This window comes from Enterobacter cloacae complex sp. 302F9 (assembly GCF_050030335.1).
Taxonomy (GTDB): domain Bacteria; phylum Pseudomonadota; class Gammaproteobacteria; order Enterobacterales; family Enterobacteriaceae; genus Enterobacter; species Enterobacter hormaechei_C.
This window is the reverse complement of sequence record NZ_JBLGUC010000001.1, coordinates 2,191,523-2,206,942: the sequence shown is the minus strand read 5'-3', so window position 1 is coordinate 2,206,942 and position 15,420 is coordinate 2,191,523. Positions and strand designations below refer to the sequence as shown.

General features: G+C 50.4%; 10 protein-coding genes and 6 pseudogenes. 6 read left to right on the top strand and 10 right to left on the bottom strand.

The window, feature by feature from the left end:
• Positions 1-64: 64 nt before the first annotated feature.
• Both ACQG0T_RS10800 and ACQG0T_RS10795 read right to left on the bottom strand, forming a co-directional pair.
• On the bottom strand, positions 65-811 hold the full coding sequence (locus tag ACQG0T_RS10800) for a molybdate ABC transporter permease subunit (RefSeq protein ID WP_017384530.1): 747 nt from the start codon (positions 809-811) through the stop codon (positions 65-67).
• Between the two features lie 14 nt (positions 812-825).
• A pseudogene (locus tag ACQG0T_RS10795) lies at positions 826-1,739 on the bottom strand (extracellular solute-binding protein).
• 326 nt (positions 1,740-2,065) lie between these two features.
• On the opposite strand from ACQG0T_RS10795, the gene ACQG0T_RS10790 reads away from it, so the two are divergent.
• A complete protein-coding gene (locus ACQG0T_RS10790) occupies positions 2,066-2,569 on the top strand; it encodes a DUF1543 domain-containing protein (protein ID WP_023296544.1) in 504 nt (167 codons plus the stop codon).
• Positions 2,570-2,888: 319 nt separating this feature from the next.
• On the opposite strand, the gene fhuE is transcribed toward ACQG0T_RS10790, so the two are convergent.
• Positions 2,889-5,057, bottom strand: coding sequence for a ferric-rhodotorulic acid/ferric-coprogen receptor FhuE (gene fhuE, locus ACQG0T_RS10785; protein WP_023296543.1), 2,169 nt, complete (start codon positions 5,055-5,057; stop codon positions 2,889-2,891).
• A gap of 164 nt (positions 5,058-5,221) precedes the next feature.
• On the opposite strand from fhuE, the gene ACQG0T_RS10780 reads away from it, so the two are divergent.
• Positions 5,222-6,280 carry a YncE family protein gene (locus ACQG0T_RS10780; RefSeq protein WP_040117596.1) on the top strand — a complete coding sequence of 353 codons (1,059 nt, stop codon included), beginning with the start codon at positions 5,222-5,224 and terminating at the stop codon, positions 6,278-6,280.
• Between the two features lie 260 nt (positions 6,281-6,540).
• Here the strand turns inward: ACQG0T_RS10780 and ACQG0T_RS10775 are convergent.
• Positions 6,541-6,789: pseudogene (locus tag ACQG0T_RS10775) on the bottom strand (M3 family metallopeptidase); the annotation flags it as partial.
• 527 nt (positions 6,790-7,316) lie between these two features.
• Here ACQG0T_RS10775 and ACQG0T_RS10770 point away from each other — a divergent pair.
• The gene (locus ACQG0T_RS10770) at positions 7,317-8,012 is read left to right on the top strand and encodes a DUF4145 domain-containing protein (protein ID WP_426723791.1); all 696 of its coding nucleotides are present in this window, start codon (positions 7,317-7,319) and stop codon (positions 8,010-8,012) included.
• A gap of 445 nt (positions 8,013-8,457) precedes the next feature.
• Here the strand turns inward: ACQG0T_RS10770 and ACQG0T_RS10765 are convergent.
• From ACQG0T_RS10765 to ACQG0T_RS10755, 3 genes and pseudogenes are all read right to left on the bottom strand, one after another.
• Positions 8,458-9,661 (bottom strand): annotated as a pseudogene (locus ACQG0T_RS10765) (IS3 family transposase).
• Between the two features lie 88 nt (positions 9,662-9,749).
• Positions 9,750-10,057: pseudogene (locus tag ACQG0T_RS10760) on the bottom strand (hypothetical protein).
• Positions 10,057-10,296, bottom strand: coding sequence for a hypothetical protein (locus ACQG0T_RS10755; protein ID WP_426723790.1), 240 nt, complete (start codon positions 10,294-10,296; stop codon positions 10,057-10,059). The pseudogene ACQG0T_RS10760 and the gene ACQG0T_RS10755 overlap by 1 nt, the downstream one beginning before the upstream one ends.
• 105 nt (positions 10,297-10,401) lie before the next feature.
• On the opposite strand from ACQG0T_RS10755, the pseudogene ACQG0T_RS10750 reads away from it, so the two are divergent.
• The 3 genes and pseudogenes from ACQG0T_RS10750 to ACQG0T_RS10740 all read left to right on the top strand — a co-directional run bounded on the left by ACQG0T_RS10750 (position 10,402) and on the right by ACQG0T_RS10740 (position 12,534).
• Positions 10,402-11,619, top strand: a pseudogene (locus ACQG0T_RS10750) (ISL3 family transposase).
• A gap of 98 nt (positions 11,620-11,717) precedes the next feature.
• Entirely contained in the window at positions 11,718-11,957 is a 240-nt protein-coding gene (locus ACQG0T_RS10745) for a DinI family protein (RefSeq protein ID WP_271040790.1), read from the top strand.
• Between the two features lie 223 nt (positions 11,958-12,180).
• Entirely contained in the window at positions 12,181-12,534 is a 354-nt protein-coding gene (locus ACQG0T_RS10740) for a hypothetical protein (protein WP_271040789.1), read from the top strand.
• A 178-nt stretch (positions 12,535-12,712) separates the two neighbouring features.
• On the opposite strand, the gene ACQG0T_RS10735 is transcribed toward ACQG0T_RS10740, so the two are convergent.
• The 3 genes and pseudogenes from ACQG0T_RS10735 to ACQG0T_RS10725 form a co-directional block, all read right to left on the bottom strand.
• Complete coding sequence (locus ACQG0T_RS10735; RefSeq protein WP_271040788.1) at positions 12,713-13,327, bottom strand: pyocin knob domain-containing protein; 615 nt, start codon at positions 13,325-13,327, stop codon at positions 12,713-12,715.
• Positions 13,328-13,428: 101 nt separating this feature from the next.
• Positions 13,429-14,712: pseudogene (locus tag ACQG0T_RS10730) on the bottom strand (terminase gpA endonuclease subunit); the annotation flags it as partial.
• Complete coding sequence (locus tag ACQG0T_RS10725; RefSeq protein WP_156731048.1) at positions 14,712-15,200, bottom strand: DUF1441 family protein; 489 nt, start codon at positions 15,198-15,200, stop codon at positions 14,712-14,714. The gene ACQG0T_RS10725 and the pseudogene ACQG0T_RS10730, both read right to left, overlap by 1 nt.
• Positions 15,201-15,420 lie beyond the last annotated feature (220 nt).

The following is a 15,420-nucleotide window of genomic DNA, read 5'->3' as shown; positions in this document are numbered from 1 at the left end:
GCTGAAAAGGAAACGTGAGCAAGCTCATCCGCTATGAACGAGGAACGGACGATCTAAGGGGTGTTCATTTCCTGGCCATTCGTTTGCCAAGAGCAAAGCAGACCATTGGCAGGGGAAGCGTCACTACCAGCAGCATCCATAGCAAAGTATATACTGTGTCCACCCCGTCATTTTGCAGATTGGTATACAGCTTTACCGGTATACCCTGCGGGAAATAAGCAAAGATCATCACGATCCCGAACTCGCCTACCGCGCGAACCCAGGCGAGTGTTACGGCAGAAGCCAGCCCAGGCAATGCCAGGGGTAATGTAAGAAAACGAAAGCGGTTCCAGGGAGAAGCTCCCAACGTTTGTCCCGCTTCAAGAATATTTTTGGGAACAGTGGCAAACGCCGAACGCGACACCACGATAAAATAAGGCAAAGCGCCGTAAACCTGAGCCAGCACAAACGCCGCCGGATTATTTACCAGCGTAGCTCCCAACAGTGAAAGCCAGCGGCCAATCACTCCATAAGGCCCGAAAGCCGAAACCAGCAAAATCCCCATTGCCAGCGGTGGCGTCAGCAGAGGGATCATCACCAGCAGTTCACCGATCAATCGTTTTCGACCCGTGGCTTGTGACAGCCACCATGCCACCGGCATGCCGATAAGAATGATAATTCCGAGTGCCAGCACACCCAGTCCCATAGAGACGGCAATGGCGCTGTCGTCGCGCCAGGCCAGCTTCAGATGATGCCAGGGCGTGACGCTAATCAGCGTGATAAAGGGGATACTTAACAGCAGGATAGCGGGCAGAGATAACCACCCCGCCACCCAGCCCGGTTTTCTTAGCGGACGTATAAGCCGTCTCCTTTAGGTTCGGCGTAGCCAAACGCTTTGAACAATTTCTGCCCCTCGGCGCCTGCATGAACGATACGAACTTTTGTCCCTGTTCTACACCATTCGGCGCGTTTTTCAGCACCGCCGCATAGAACACCATTGGTTGAGTGTGCAGAATTTGATCCTGGCCTTTGCTGTCTTTAATGGTAAAACTGACGGTGTCATACCACTGTTTCGTCATCGCCGGGTTGCTGAGGTTTATTTCATCCGGCAGCGCGACATACGGCAAATGCGCTGAGCGAACTTCACTCTCGTATCCCGCTGCTGCATCCACCTGACCGCTTTCCAGACGCGCCAGCAGCCCTCCTTCCTGATGAGTCTGCTGTGGGTTTTGCAGCGAGCCTAAAATTTTATCGGTGATGCCCGGCATGTTGTAATACTTTTCCGCCAGCATCAGGCTAAACACAATATTCTGGCCTTTTGGGTCGACATAAGGATCGGTGCGGCCAAATAAAACATCTTTCTGCGTCAGCAGAGTCAGCCACGAGCCGTCTTTCTTTCTGTTGGCCTGTTCAAACTGCGCTGCATGTTTACCCTCAGGACTGTAAGCGACCACCATGCTGGTACTGGCGACAGGGACCGCCTCATCTATCAGCCCGGCGTCTTTGAGAATTTGCATCGGCCCCGGGGTGATGGAGACAAACACATCGGCCTCAATTTTGTGGCTTGCAAGCAGGCGTGCCAACCCGTATGCACCCTGGCCCTGCCCCTGATAGCCGTCGTTATTTGCTCTGGAAAAAGCCGGACCTAACCCCTGGTCCATTACTTTGCCCATGGAACCGGCATAAGTCACCCTGATATCCTTTGCCAGCGCCATGGATGGCATTTGCAGCAGCGCAACCGCCACCAGCACAACCTGCATTCGTTTCCTAGCCATAAACACCCTCTCGTTATGTATTCTTTTATATATCGAATTTTCCAGAAAAATCACCGCAATGACAACCTCCTCAAGCGCGCCGTTGATGCAAGGTTGAATAAAAGGAAATCGGTCTGGGTGGTGCATGGTCGACTTAGTCAGATGTTGTCATCCAATTGTGGGCAATAGTTCATGAAACATGCTGCGTAAACTCCTCGTGGCGTTGCGTAGAAGAATCTTGAACTCATTGTCATCAATGTCTTTTGCACAGTTGTAGCCCAACTCGCTATATAGTTAAATATATAGCGATTAAAATAACTTCTGAGGGTTGTATGAATTTGTATATGTTTTATGTCGGCGGAAATGCCGGTAAATCCAATATTGAGGTCCACGACATCCAGTTTGTGGCGGCACGTAAGCCCAATGATGCCTGGCCTGCACTGCGTGAAGCATGGTTTGGTGATAGTGATAAAATTCATATAGACGGCTATAGCCGTATCACGTGGGCCGACGGATACTCTGTCACGCTTTCCCCGGAGCCGCCCCAGTCTACGAAGAGATTATTTTTCGTCAATGCGGGTGGTTACAGGCCGGATACGCTTGCAGAACTGCACGAATATGATCTGTTCGTCGCCGAAAATGCCCGGCAGGCTAAGGAGAAAGCATTACTAACGCTACTTTGCGGTGTCGATCAACAACATAAGGATAATTTAAAAGAGGTTGATGATTGCCTGTTGCTTGAAAAGGTTGGAGGGTTGTTTATTCATCTGACACCCTGCGATACAGGGCATCGCGATCTTCCAGAGTGGCAGGGATATTTACCGATAGGCGCATGAAACTGCAAAAAGAGACGCATTGCTTCAGGATGAAACAGGTCCCCTTTTAGTATTGCTCAGGATGCCCCTCGAGTCTGAGGGCGTCCTGTTCATTGAATATTTACGCTTTTGCGTCTGGCTGTTTTACTGCATATCCAACATACGTCTTCTTTAACTGGCCCAATGTTTCCGGCACCAGGCTCGTCCCCCGTTCAAACCGGCACATTATTCATTACCAGGATGGCAATGGCATGGCGGCCATCGCCGTGTCGTTGCCGCTGGTGGGGCCGAAGCGCATTTCGGAACAGGTGATGGCCAGGATAGCGATAAGCTGATTAGATCAGAATGTGTAACTCATGCTTACCGAGACGCTACGCGGTTCGCCATAGACGGCAGAGTCATCAAGGTATGAGTAGTATTCGCGGTCGAACAGGTTACGAACGTTTGCCTGCACCGCCAGCTGTTTCGTCAGCTGATACTGCGCGAACAAGTCGACGAGCGGATAGCTGCCCTGATAGAGGCGCTGCGTCTCGCCGTCCGGACCGGTGACATCTTTGTACACCTGATTCTGCCAGTTCACGCCGCCGCCTACGGTCAGATCCGGAAGCGCCGGGACGCGGTAACGGCTGAACACCTTAAGCTGCGTCTGCGGCGCAAAGCTGTTGAAGCGGCCATCTGAATCACGGGCAACATAGCGGGTCGCGCTGAAGGTAAGCTGTAGATTGTCGGTAACGGCACCGTTCACCTCAAATTCCGCCCCTTTGCTCACTGCGCCTTTGGTTGCGCGATAAGCTTGTTCGCTGGATCCATTAACGAATACCCCGCTGATTTCCTCCCCCGCGTTCTCCTGTTCTATGCGGAATACGGCAACGTTGGTGGTCAGTCGACCGTCCATCCAGTCTGCCTTCAGGCCGGTTTCATAATTTTTACCGGTGATGGGAGAGAGCCATGCACCCTCTTTCGTGCGTTTGGTTTGCGGGGCAAAAATTGAGGTATAGCTGGCGTAAGCGGAAAGGCTGTCGTTGATGTCATACACCAGCCCGCCGTAAGGGGTGGTGTTGTATTTACGCATATCGCCGCTGCTGCCATCTGAGCTGTACTGGGTATAACGTGCGCCAACGATTAGCGACAACGGATCCGCCAGCGACAGGCGTGCCGCCGTATACGCCGATTTTTGCCGCACGATATCATCCGCATTTTGATACCAGTCGCCCCACTCCGGCTCGGCCACGCTGCCGTCCCAGCTGTTGTTGAAGATGCCAATCTGAGCACTGTCCATTGGCCCGTCTTTGCTGAAGGTAGCATTGTGCTGTCGGCTATAGTTGGCTCCGGCCATCAGCTGATGTTGACGCCCGAGAAGTTCAAAAGGCCCACTGGCGTAGGCATCAAAGGCGTCCAGAGTGCGCTTGCCGCGATCCTTACTACCCCAGCCTGATGCGCCTTCTCCGGTGGTGGCGTCCGGATTGCCCATCACATAAAGCAGGGTATCATTGAACGTTTGCTCGCCGTGGGTTCCATTGAAACGCACCGACCAGCCGTTATCCCAGTTGTGGGTGAGGTTAGCAAAAACTTTACGCGACTCAACGGAGTATCCCGTCCAGTCTGCCGAGGTATTGACGTTGCGATCGTAATGGGTACGGCTGCCGTTACTGTACAGGCTGGGTAATCCGCCCCAGGTCGGGTTGGCTGTGTTTGTTTGCTGATAGTCCCAGCCCAGCGAGGCCGTCGTGTGTTCCGTTACATCGCCTTCAATGACGCCATAGAGAAATTTCTTGCGCTTGCCATATCTGTCAAGCCAGCTGTCCTGATCCTGATAACCTGCCACGACGCGCCCACGCAGGCTGCCGTCGGAATTGAGGGGCGCGGAGATGTCGCCCACATAACGCTGTTTGTTCCAGCTTCCGTAACTTGCGCTGACGTTGCCCCTGAAGGTTTTACTGTCGGCACGTTTACGCACCATGTTCACCGTTGCTCCCGGATCGCCAGCGCCGGTCATCAGGCCGTTTGCGCCACGCACTATCTCTATACGATCATAAATGGCAGTATCTTCCTGCGCATCGCCAAAATTCCACGCGTCGCCCATTGATGTGGGGATCTCATCGTAGGCGAAATTGGTGATTTCAAAGCCGCGGGAAAAGTAGCTGGAACGCTCGCTATCAACCTGCTGCGACGAAACGCCGGTGGCATTGGTAAGTACCTGGTCAATGGTTTGCAGGTCTTGATCCTGCATACGCTGGCGCGTCACGACGCTGACTGACTGGGGGATATCGCGCGGGGTCAGCAGCATTTTGGTGCCTGAACGCGTGGTTTTTACCGCATAATCCTGCTGCGAGTCGGCGCTCCCGTTCCCGTCACCGTAGACAACCATCTCTTGTTCTTGCGTATTTTCATCCGCCTGTGCCGGGTGCATGACGGCGGACATTGCCAGCGCAAGCAGTGAAAGTGAGAAGGAAGCAGGAATTAACCCTGCGGGCGCTTTCGCGCGATTAGCCCTGCCTTTAAAAATCATCATGTTACCTGTCTGTTGTTGTCGTTATGTGCAAATCATTCACCCAAATAAGAATGGAAATGATAATTATTTGCTTTATTATGCATAGGTAATTTTGTAAGTTAAATGTAAATAAATGTATATTTATCAAAATCAGCGCGGCTCGCGCATGACAGGAACAAAAAATGAACACATTCCATTGGCTAAAAGGAAAGACATGGGGCTTAAGCATTCTTACCGCGGCGTTAACCCTGAGCGCAACGGCGTCAGCAGCCCTCCCGGGTTCGGCTGAGCTCAAGCAGCGCGAACTCGCTGACGGTCTGTATGAGATGGTTTACTCCCCAACGGCAAACGCGTTGTACGTTGCGAGCGCACAGAGTTTCAAAAACGTCAATGGCGGGGTGCTCTTTAAACTGGATCCCACAACGCTTGCCACGCAAGGTGAAACCCACACCGACCTGAAAAACTTCGGCATGGCAGCGGACGATAATGGCAAGGTCTACTACACCACCAACACCCTTGATGGCGGGGTATCGAAAGTGGACGTGCAAAGCGGCAAGGTGCTACAGCGCCTGATGTTTGAAGGCAAAGACAAGGATGGCGACCCGGTTGGTGCGCGTGAAATCCTCTTCCACAAGGGACAACTGTTTATCGGCGGCGTTGCCGACCCTGGGTTTATCTCCGTGGTTGATGCCAACACCATGACGCTAAAAGCCCGAATCGAAAATGCCGGGAAATGGGTGACGGGGATTATTTATTCGCCGCTGACAGACCGCCTTTATGCCGCCAATGGCGGCGGTGAAATTCTGGTGATTAACCCGGAGACGTATAAAATCGAACAGCGCTGGACGCCGGGAGATAAAAAAGCGTATTTGTTCCTGAATATGGCAGAAGATCCGGCCACCGGGCGCCTGTTCGTGACTGATGATTCAAAAGCCAAAACCACACTGGTATTTGATGAGCGCAGCGGGAAAGTTATCAAGCGTCTTAAAGGCGATGCGCTGGGAATTAAGTTTAACGCTGAGCGCAACGAAATTTTCATCACTCAGCGCGAATCCAGGAAGGTGTTGCAGCTTGACGCCGGGAGCTATGCTGTGAAAAACAGCTGGACGTTCACCAGCCATCCCAACAGTCTTCTGGTAACACCGGACGGTAAAACGTTATACGTAACCGTGAAGCAGGACTTCAATGACGACAACACGACGAAAGGCCCGGATAGTGTGGTTCGTATTTCATTAAATTAAACAATATACAGCCATCCTGTGAGGGATGGCTGACTTATAAAGGTGGACGCTGAAGCAGTATATTTAGTCCGGCCAACGGATAAAGCCGGGTTAAAGCGCCAGATGTTCTAAAGTCGCGGGGATCCTTACTGGGTAAAAGTAAAGGTGTAGCTACGTGAAGCTGGCCCCTATCCTCCTGCAAATTTCGCAGAATTAAGGATTCATTTTGGGAAAGAAAAAACCGGGCCTCGCGCCCGGTTCTGTTCCCACACTAAAAAGCCTTACGCACTCAATCCGCGATTCTCCAGCATCGGTTCGATCTTCGGATCGTGCCCGCGCCAGTTCCGGTAAAGTTCAGCTAAATCAGTGCTGTTGCCGCGGGACAAAATCGCCTCGCGGAATTTCTGTCCGTTTTCGCGCGTCAAACCGCCCTGTTCGACAAACCACTGATAGCCATCGTCCGCCAGCATCTGCGTCCAGAGATAGGCGTAATACCCCGCCGCGTAGCCGCCGCCGAAGATATGGGCGAAGCATATTATTCAATTAATATGTTTATTCAGTATAAACATATAGTTACACACCTATTTTCGCTACAATTTCGCCTGTTTAAACCATAAATGTAATCTCATAATATTCAGTAAGTTGCATATCATTTTGGGGAGGAACTCCCATCTGAAATGCATTCCTACTTGATAAAAATGAACAAATTTCGCACAAAAAAGTGAAGGATATATGATCTTTATGGCTGATCAGAACGAACAGTCTGGAGTCGATTGTCCGGTACAATTTCGCGCATGTGAAAAGATGTGTTTGGCTTTGGGGGAATGTTTTTTATAACTACACAAGGGGTTTTAAATCACGCGTGTTATCTATAACAATCAAATACATACATTTATTTTTCGCCATTAAATCATAATTTTTAGATTATATGAATCAACAACTTACGCGTATCAAAAAGCCATAATGGCGAAGGAAATTAAAGAAAAAATCATACGGTTGAACAATTTTCCTTGTATCATTTTTGGCAAATAATCATACATGTTTAATGGGGTGATTTTTGAGCAGTGAAGTTACTATGATAAAAGGACTTTGTCCGACATGTGGCGGGCAACGAAATTGCACTGTGCATGGACATCTCCTCGTTGCATGGGAAGATGATGTTCATCCTGTATACGGAACATATGATCATCACTTACTTCAATGTAACGGATGCTCTACCGTATTTTACCATTTGAATGAACACTTTAGTGAACATACTACTCATGACTACATAAATGGTGAAATCAAAGAGACGCCTATAGACATGATCACTACCTACCCAGCTTTTGATCACATACCAACTCCTTCATGGGTGCCAAAACTCGAATCAGTAGATTTTCAGCTATTTCAGATTTTCAACGAAATGTATTCTGCTTATAAGTCTGGCCATCTAATACTTGCTTCTATCGGACTTAGGACAATTTTTGACCGGACGACAGAAATCCTTCAAATTCATCCTGGTTTGTACCTTGACGAAAAAATAAAACAACTCAAGGGTGAAGGTTTTATTGGGGATACTGAAGCCAGTATTTTGTCGACTGTAGTTGATGCAGGTAATGCCGCGGCTCATCGAGGTTGGAGCCCTATGAAAAGGGAATTCGATGAATTGCTAAACTCGATCGAACAGTTTGTTCAACGAACAGTCTTAAGTGTTAAAACAACTACACATATCGTTGAGAGGATACCTCCTCGCGTGAAAAGACCAAAAAAATAACGCTCCGTCATGGGGTGTCGGGGGTCGGAGGTTCAAATCCTCTCGTGCCGACCAATAAATTCAATGAAACCAGCCTCTTGTGGCTGGTTTTTTTGTGCCTGAAATTTGTACGGGGAAGAGTTGGGGAATAATGGGGGAATAACTACCGATATTTTTGCCATTTTTTAACGGGAAAATGACGTGGGGTTCAACTCCCGCCAGCTCCACCAATCATGATTGGACAGTGATAGGACATCACTAGCAATAACAGGAAGTTAGCAGTCTCAGCAGGACACCGACCAGACGGTGAGGGGACAAAAAAGGATACGTAAAGGAGCCGCGGCTCCTAAGCGATAAAAAAGCCCGCTGATGCGGGTTTTTTTATGTCTCAACCATGCCACATCAAACAATTTCCCTGTCATTGCTTGTTGATCTTGACCCGCCATTTCCGGACAGCTTTTGTATCTTAAGTTAACGATGCCCGCTGCCGCCGGTATTCTCTCTAGAGTGATATCCCAGCGCACTATGCGGGTGATTTTCATTGTAATGCGTGAACGCCGCTGCAAGGTTTCGCAGGGCTGTTCTCACATCCGGTTTCGGCATGAACGCGATATAGTCTTCCTTCATCGTCTTCACGACCGTTTCCGGCGATGCCATTGCTCTGCGGGCTGCTCACCGCTGTTGTACATGGCTCCAGATTCAGCTCTTTGGCGAACCTCCGCGTTTCATGCGCGGTATATGCTGAACCGTTGTCCGTCAGCCACTGCACCGCTGTGTCGGGCAGCCTGTCGCCGAAGCGCTTTTCCACCGACCTCAGCATCACATCCTGCACGGTCGAACTGTCATAGCCTCCCGTGCTTGCTGCCCAGTCTATGGCCTCACGGTCGCAGCAGTCCAGCGCGAACGTTACCCGCAGTTTTTCGCCGTTGTCGCAGCCGAACTCGAAGCCATCTGAACACCAGCGCATATCGCTTTCTGCCACCGCTATCTTGCCCTTATGTTCACGCTTCGGTCGCTCTGGTTTGTGATGCAACAACAACAGGTTATGCTCGCTCATTATCCTGTAAAGCCGTTTGGCATTCACAGGTGGCTGTCCCTCTGTGCGACGTTGCTTGCGCAGGATGCCCCACACGCGTCGATAACCATAACTCGGCATATCGCTGATAATGTTGAGGATAGCCGACAGTATTTCTGCGTCTGCTTCTTCATTACGCCGGTTACAGCGCCTGTCCTGCCAGTCGGCAGAACGGTTAATCCGCAGTGACAGTTGCGCACGCGACACGCCCATGGTCCGGCTGACCATGGCTATTCCCCGTCCTTTTGGCAACAAGGGCGCGTGCGCTATCCATTTTCGCGACTGACCGTACTCCACGGCTTCTTTCAGGATCTCAACTTCCATCGTCTTCTTGCCCAGAAGGCGCTGAAGCTCCCGGACCTGCTTCAGAGCAGCAGTCAAGCAGGAACGACTTCCTCTCCAGCCGCAACGGCGGTGAGGCTGCCTTCCTGATATTGCTTCTTCCACTTAAACAGCAGGCTGGGCTGGATACCATGCAGGTGCGCGACACGGGGGACACATTCATACCCGGCTCCATCGTCTGCTGGATAATGGCGATCTTCTCCTGAGGAGTTTTACGTTTACGGACTTCTTGCCCTAACAGGATCCCGGTCATCTCAAAATTGGTGTTAGTGTTAGACATATATTCAAGCCTATCTCTTATCTGGAGATACAGCTACTGTCTGGTGTTTCAGGGGGCTACATCACCTGTCATTGCTTGTCCTGTTCAGCGTATGTGTCAGAACTCCATGTACTGTTACATCGTCCAGAGCCTCCCCCTCTATCGCATCGCCATCTTCGGTTATCAGAGCTGCACCATGCAGTTTCACGAACTGATTTCTGCCATCCATGGTACCAGCAGCGTGTCGCCATTTCCCGCTCTTATGGCAACGTTAATGACGGCCCACCCACACGACGTTTCTATCACCCGGCAGTTGCCGTCAATGCCACACACAGAATCGATAGTCAGTCGTTCTTCAACAAAGTCAGTAGCTGGCGAAACAAACCCCATCAGAAGACCCTCCCCATGTTACGTAAGATCCAGTAACGGTTTTCACTTTCGTCAGTAGTCTTATCAGCGAAGTCTGGCTGATAACTCTCAATCCACTGGTTTGCATCGGTCTGGGTAAAGTGCCAATTCTTTTCGCGCAACTTCGCGATGAAGCTGTCTGTTCTGAGATAGCGGTAACCCTTGGGATTTAGCTGTATGGCCTCAATGAATGCGGCCCGTATCTCATATTTACGCTGCATGAGTTGCACCCTCATTCAGTTATTGACTGTATGCATATGGGTCTTCCCTTGTTGTGGTGGCTGAAGGCATGATAATGGTGTATTTAATCGCCAGAGGTCACCGCCATGGATGAAAAGTCCCTCTACGCTCATATTCTCAACCTGTCCGATCCGTGGCAGGTAAAGTCCCTTTCTCTCGATGAAAATGCCGGTTCTGTTACTGTCACTATTGAGATCGCTGAAAACACCCGGCTAGCCTGTCCGACCTGCGGTAAATCCTGTTCTGTTCACGATCACCGTCATCGTAAATGGCGCCATCTTGATACCTGCCAGTTCACCACTATTGTTGAAGCCGATGTTCCACGAATTATGTGTCCGGAGCATGGCTGCCTGACGTTGCCTGTTCCGTGGGCTGGCCCCGGAAGCCGGTATACGTTGCTATTCGAATCGTTCGTTCTCTCATGGCTGAAAATCAGCACCGTTGATGCTGTCAGGAAGCAACTTAAGCTCAGTTGGAATGCGGTTGACGGCATTATGACCCGGGCAGTTAAGCGAGGAGTCTCGCCCGGATAAAAAAGCCATTATCCGCCCGTCATATGAATGTGGATGAGGTCGCCTTTAAAAAAGGACATCGTTACATAACGGTGATCTCCGATCGCGATGGTCGGGCGCTGGCCTTAACGGATGATCGCGGCACAGAGAGTCTTGCCGGCTATCTTCGCACGCTCACTGATGGGCAGTTGCTGGCTATCAAAACGCTCTCAATGGACATGAACGCGGGCTATATAAGAGCAGCGCGTATCCACTTACCCAGTGCGGTTGAGAAAATCGCCTTTGACCGCTTCCATGTGGCGAAGCAACTGGGCGAGGTAGTTGATAAAACCCGTCAGAATGAACATCCGCACCTCCCTGTTGAAAGCCGACACCAGGCAAAAGGAACCCGCTTCCTGTGGCAGTACAGCGATAAGTGGATGACCGAATCCCGGCAGGAAAAGCTGATGTGGCTGCGTGCACAGATGAAGCTGACGGAACCAGTGCTGGGCGCTGAAAGAGCTGGCAAAGGATATCTGGAACAGGCCATGGAGCGAGGAAAGACGGAGTGACTGGCAGAGATGGTTGGCGCTGGCGGCTAACAGTGACGTTCCCATGATGAAAAATGCCGCGAAAACGATAGGAAAAAGGCTGTACGGGATCCTGAATGCGATGAGACAGCGTCAAAAGACGAAATGCGGAGGCACTTAACAGCAAGATCAGGCTGCTGAGGAGAAAGCCAGGCAACTGAACCGGGAGCGCTTTAAACTGGGGGTGATGTTCCACTACGGAAAGCTGAATATGGCGTTCTGAGCCTTCCCACCATGATCGGGGAAGACCCATGCATATACAGTAGTATTTTTGAGACCACAGATCAAGCCAAGGCTATTTTCACGTTCTAAGGAAAAGTTATGTTTGTTGAACTCGTTTATGACAAAAGAAATTTTGATGGTTTGCCTGGTGCCAAAGACATCATTCATGGCGAATTAAGCAAAAGAGTGCACCGTATTTTTCCAGATGCAGAGGTTCGGGTTAAACCGATGATGACGCTGCCGGCAATCAATACTGATGCCAGCAAACATGAGAAAGAGCAGATCAGCAGGGTCGTGCAGGAGATGTTTGAAGAAGCTGATATGTGGCTCGAAGTTTAGTCTTCATTCGATGACCTTCAATACCAGCCACCTGCTTTCTGTTTGTAGGACACTCAGCAAAATCCTCAGGAAGCACGCCCCTGTAACTTAAAGACGGCGCAGGTGGTGGAACGGGTATACTTCAGGTTGAAGGGGAGAGGTCATCAATATCTAAATACTCTCCATTGCCCCCAGCGATTTTGTCAGATACACTCAAATACACTTTCTCATTCAACCATAAAAAATGACTTTAAAATATTATTTAAAATATTGCCTTTGGGGTTTAGTTGGCTGTGGTTATCTTGTTTACGTAATTTTAACAGACTTACGTGATGGGAAAATTTTCCCTGCTTACGCACCTTATATGCCTTACATTGCTTCCTACCTAGCCATAGGCGCAGTGATCCTCCCTTTTGCTTTTTATGTTTCAGAAAAATTAGCATTAAAGATAATGAAAAAGGAAACTTGGGACAATTATTTCGGTGCAGATAGCCCATCTTGGGGTGCGTTTATTTTTGTATATATGTTTTGCATATTATTATCAGCCCCATTATTCCTTCTTTATCCAGCAGTTAATAAAAATCGCGCAGGTAATTAAATACCAAGGTGAGCGCTCATACCTCTCGAGCCAAAATATGTTCGGTTCTTTTAGTCAAAGCATAACCATAGCATCAACACTGGTCCCTTCAGGGACCAGAATCACAGCACTTGTAGTGATAAAAGTTGCCGCAGACTGCCAGGCAACGTTACAGCCTGCGGCAAATAATTAATGGCCGTTATTCTGGTTGTGAATCAGGATTATCAATTGAGGCTGCCGACACTTTTGTTTTCCAGATGCTGTCCTCAGGCATATCAAGGCGCACATCGATCCAGCTGTTCAGCGGAACATCGATTGGAACGCCCTTCGTTTTCACCATTTCTCCATCTTCGCTTAAGATATATTTGCGCTTAAACAGGCGAATGGTCAGAATCCCATCATCCCCTTTCGCGGCTTCGACAATACCGAGCTCCCCCATCCCTCCCGGGTCCATCGGCGGTAGAAGTTGCCAGCCAGATGATGCAAGTCCAGCAGAGCCAGTCAACGTATAAACACCGACATCGATGCGGCTTACGACAATACCCTCAGCCTCTTCGTTCGCCGTGGCGCAACCACACCAGGAGAAACCGTCTTCGGCTACATCAGTTCGCTGATTTTCTTCCTGGGACTTCACAATACGCACGACAGGTGATGCAGCCTTAAGCGTGCCGTCACTGGCTTTGGTTGTGTTACCTGAGGTATAGAATTCAACCCATGACCCAAACGTTCCGTTTTGAATCGCTCGAAGAAATGCTCTGGTACCCGAATCTGTGGTGGCAAATTGGGTCCGGTAAAGAGCATTGTTTCCGGGCATCTGAATGACACCAAACCCTCCAGTCAACCCTCCCGGACTTCCCCAGTTAGTTCCAGAGGAACCGTAGAAGCCAACCGCGCCAGCTGATCCTATTGCAGTCTGGATATCTGGACAACAAACCGCCTGTTGCGGCCCGCCTGAACGTCCACGGTTGCTGTAAGGAACAGCACGCCGTCCGGGACCGAGCGTTTTGGCACGTCTTCAGCACGTTGCTCCAGCAACTCACTTTTGCGTTGCTCTATGCTGGCGCGGGGTAAATAAGGTCGGCCAAAGTCGGTATTGATAACCGTCTTCAGGGTTTCCTCACTGCGGGTGGTTTCATATTCCTGCTCTGCTGTCAGGAATTTGTAGATAAGCTGAGCCCAGGTCTGGTAAGCAGCTGCCGGGCCTTCCATCCAGAACGAAGCAATACGTGAGCGGCGACCATCACCCTGAATATTGCCGCTGCTGTCAATATGCTGGCCATCACGTAACCAGACGCCCTTCATGTTCAGGGCGCGCTTCATGTCCGGGGTGACCCGGCCTTTACATGCAGGGCACTGGAGGTATGCCGCTTCACTCGCCAGAACCGGATCATTGCTATCGCGGTAGCCAGCCATATTGTCCATTTCCGGCTGGAAGTATTCGCCGCAATGTGGGCAGGGCCAGTAAAGCCGGCGGCGATCGCCCCGGTTGTACAGCGATAAAATACCCGTGGTCGGCGGTGCTTCATGTGGCGTAGTCCGGCGCCATTTGGTATCCCTGATATCCCGGCCAGGAGAACTCTCCACCAGCGTCATGCCAGATGACATAAATGTGGTGGTTCGTTTTGAAGCCAGTGAGTAAGCGTCCCCTTCCCCGTCGATGTCCTCCGGGAAACGGTCATAATCCGTCAGCGCAACGCTTTTATAGTCGGAAGAGGACATGATATTTACTGATGGCCAGCCCAGTTTGAGATAGTTGCCGGCGCGGAAAGTCCGATCATAAACGTTGTTGTCATTACGCCGGGGGCTGAGTCGGGTTTTTACTTCTGGGCTGGAGCGGAAGGTACGATCAAGGCGTTTTTTGGAATGCTCGCGCGCCTTCTCTTCGGATACCTGAATAACGAGCATATCGGCGGGATCGCAAACGATATTGTAGACAATCCAGCCATCAATCAGGCCAATGGTTTTACCGGTTCGCGCCGGACCAACAAACACAACCGCATCATATTCGCGTGATGCCAGGCAGTTCATTGGCTCAATAACGTAAGGTGCCAGGTTCGGGTCCCACGGAACGGAGTTCCCCGCTCCCATTGGTACTCGCATGTAATCTTTCACCGCGTCGGCAACTAACATTCGACGTGGAGCGCGTAATATACCGGAAACATCACGACGAATGCCCCTGGCTGATGCCCGCTTTGCCATCAGTCCTCCTCCTGGTCGTCCTCCTCTTCTTCGGCATCCAGTACTTTCTGGGCCATCTGATCTCGTAAATCATCTATCACGCTCTGTACACGGCTAACTGCTGCGGGCGTAAGTGCGCAGTCGCGTTCAAGTACATCAGGAAGGGTTTCAAGCACCATGACAATGGCCTTTGCCATCAGAGAAAATTCACGAGCAACTTCATCTGCCGGGATGAGTTGCCCGGTTTCCTGCTCGAACTTTATCCGTTCATTCTCCGCTTTCCAGTGGGCCAGGCGGTCAGACGGAGTCATCTCTTCGAGCTCTCCTGAGACAGTCGGTACCATCAGTTCGGTGAGAATGTCTGTTATCTGGAACAGTTTTAATTTGGCGTTACTGCCTGGTGCCGGCTCAACATTTTTCAGCCTGGCGGCGACTGTCTGCCGGTGAACACCTGTTATTCCGGCCAGCTGATTTATGTTCAGCTTAAAAGAAGCGATTTCCTGGTCCATGATGGTGAACACTTTTTAAACGATTCGACATCTTTTGAAAATGGCCTCTAATTAAATCAAAGACCTGCATAAAATGATGATGATGACCCTAGATCGCAAAAACTATGCGTTTTCCGCGCACCGGCCGCCCCGTGGCAGGCCACCCCTCCGGGAGGACCCACAAATGATAATGGTTATCACTTGCGTCATTTCGCATTCAATCCAAGCCATTTAGACGTCT

Bases quoted from the DNA above. Each gene is read 5' to 3' on its own strand.
- ACQG0T_RS10790 (WP_023296544.1), top strand. From the start codon at position 2,066: ATGAATTTGTATATGTTTTATGTCGGCGGAAATGCCGGTAAATCCAAT.
- fhuE (WP_023296543.1), bottom strand. From the start codon at position 5,057: ATGATTTTTAAAGGCAGGGCTAATCGCGCGAAAGCGCCCGCAGGGTTA.
- ACQG0T_RS10780 (WP_040117596.1), top strand. From the start codon at position 5,222: ATGAACACATTCCATTGGCTAAAAGGAAAGACATGGGGCTTAAGCATT.
- ACQG0T_RS10755 (WP_426723790.1), bottom strand. From the start codon at position 10,296: ATGCAGCGTAAATATGAGATACGGGCCGCATTCATTGAGGCCATACAG.
- ACQG0T_RS10745 (WP_271040790.1), top strand. From the start codon at position 11,718: ATGTTTGTTGAACTCGTTTATGACAAAAGAAATTTTGATGGTTTGCCT.
- ACQG0T_RS10740 (WP_271040789.1), top strand. From the start codon at position 12,181: ATGACTTTAAAATATTATTTAAAATATTGCCTTTGGGGTTTAGTTGGC.
- ACQG0T_RS10735 (WP_271040788.1), bottom strand. From the start codon at position 13,327: ATGCCCGGAAACAATGCTCTTTACCGGACCCAATTTGCCACCACAGAT.
- ACQG0T_RS10725 (WP_156731048.1), bottom strand. From the start codon at position 15,200: ATGGACCAGGAAATCGCTTCTTTTAAGCTGAACATAAATCAGCTGGCC.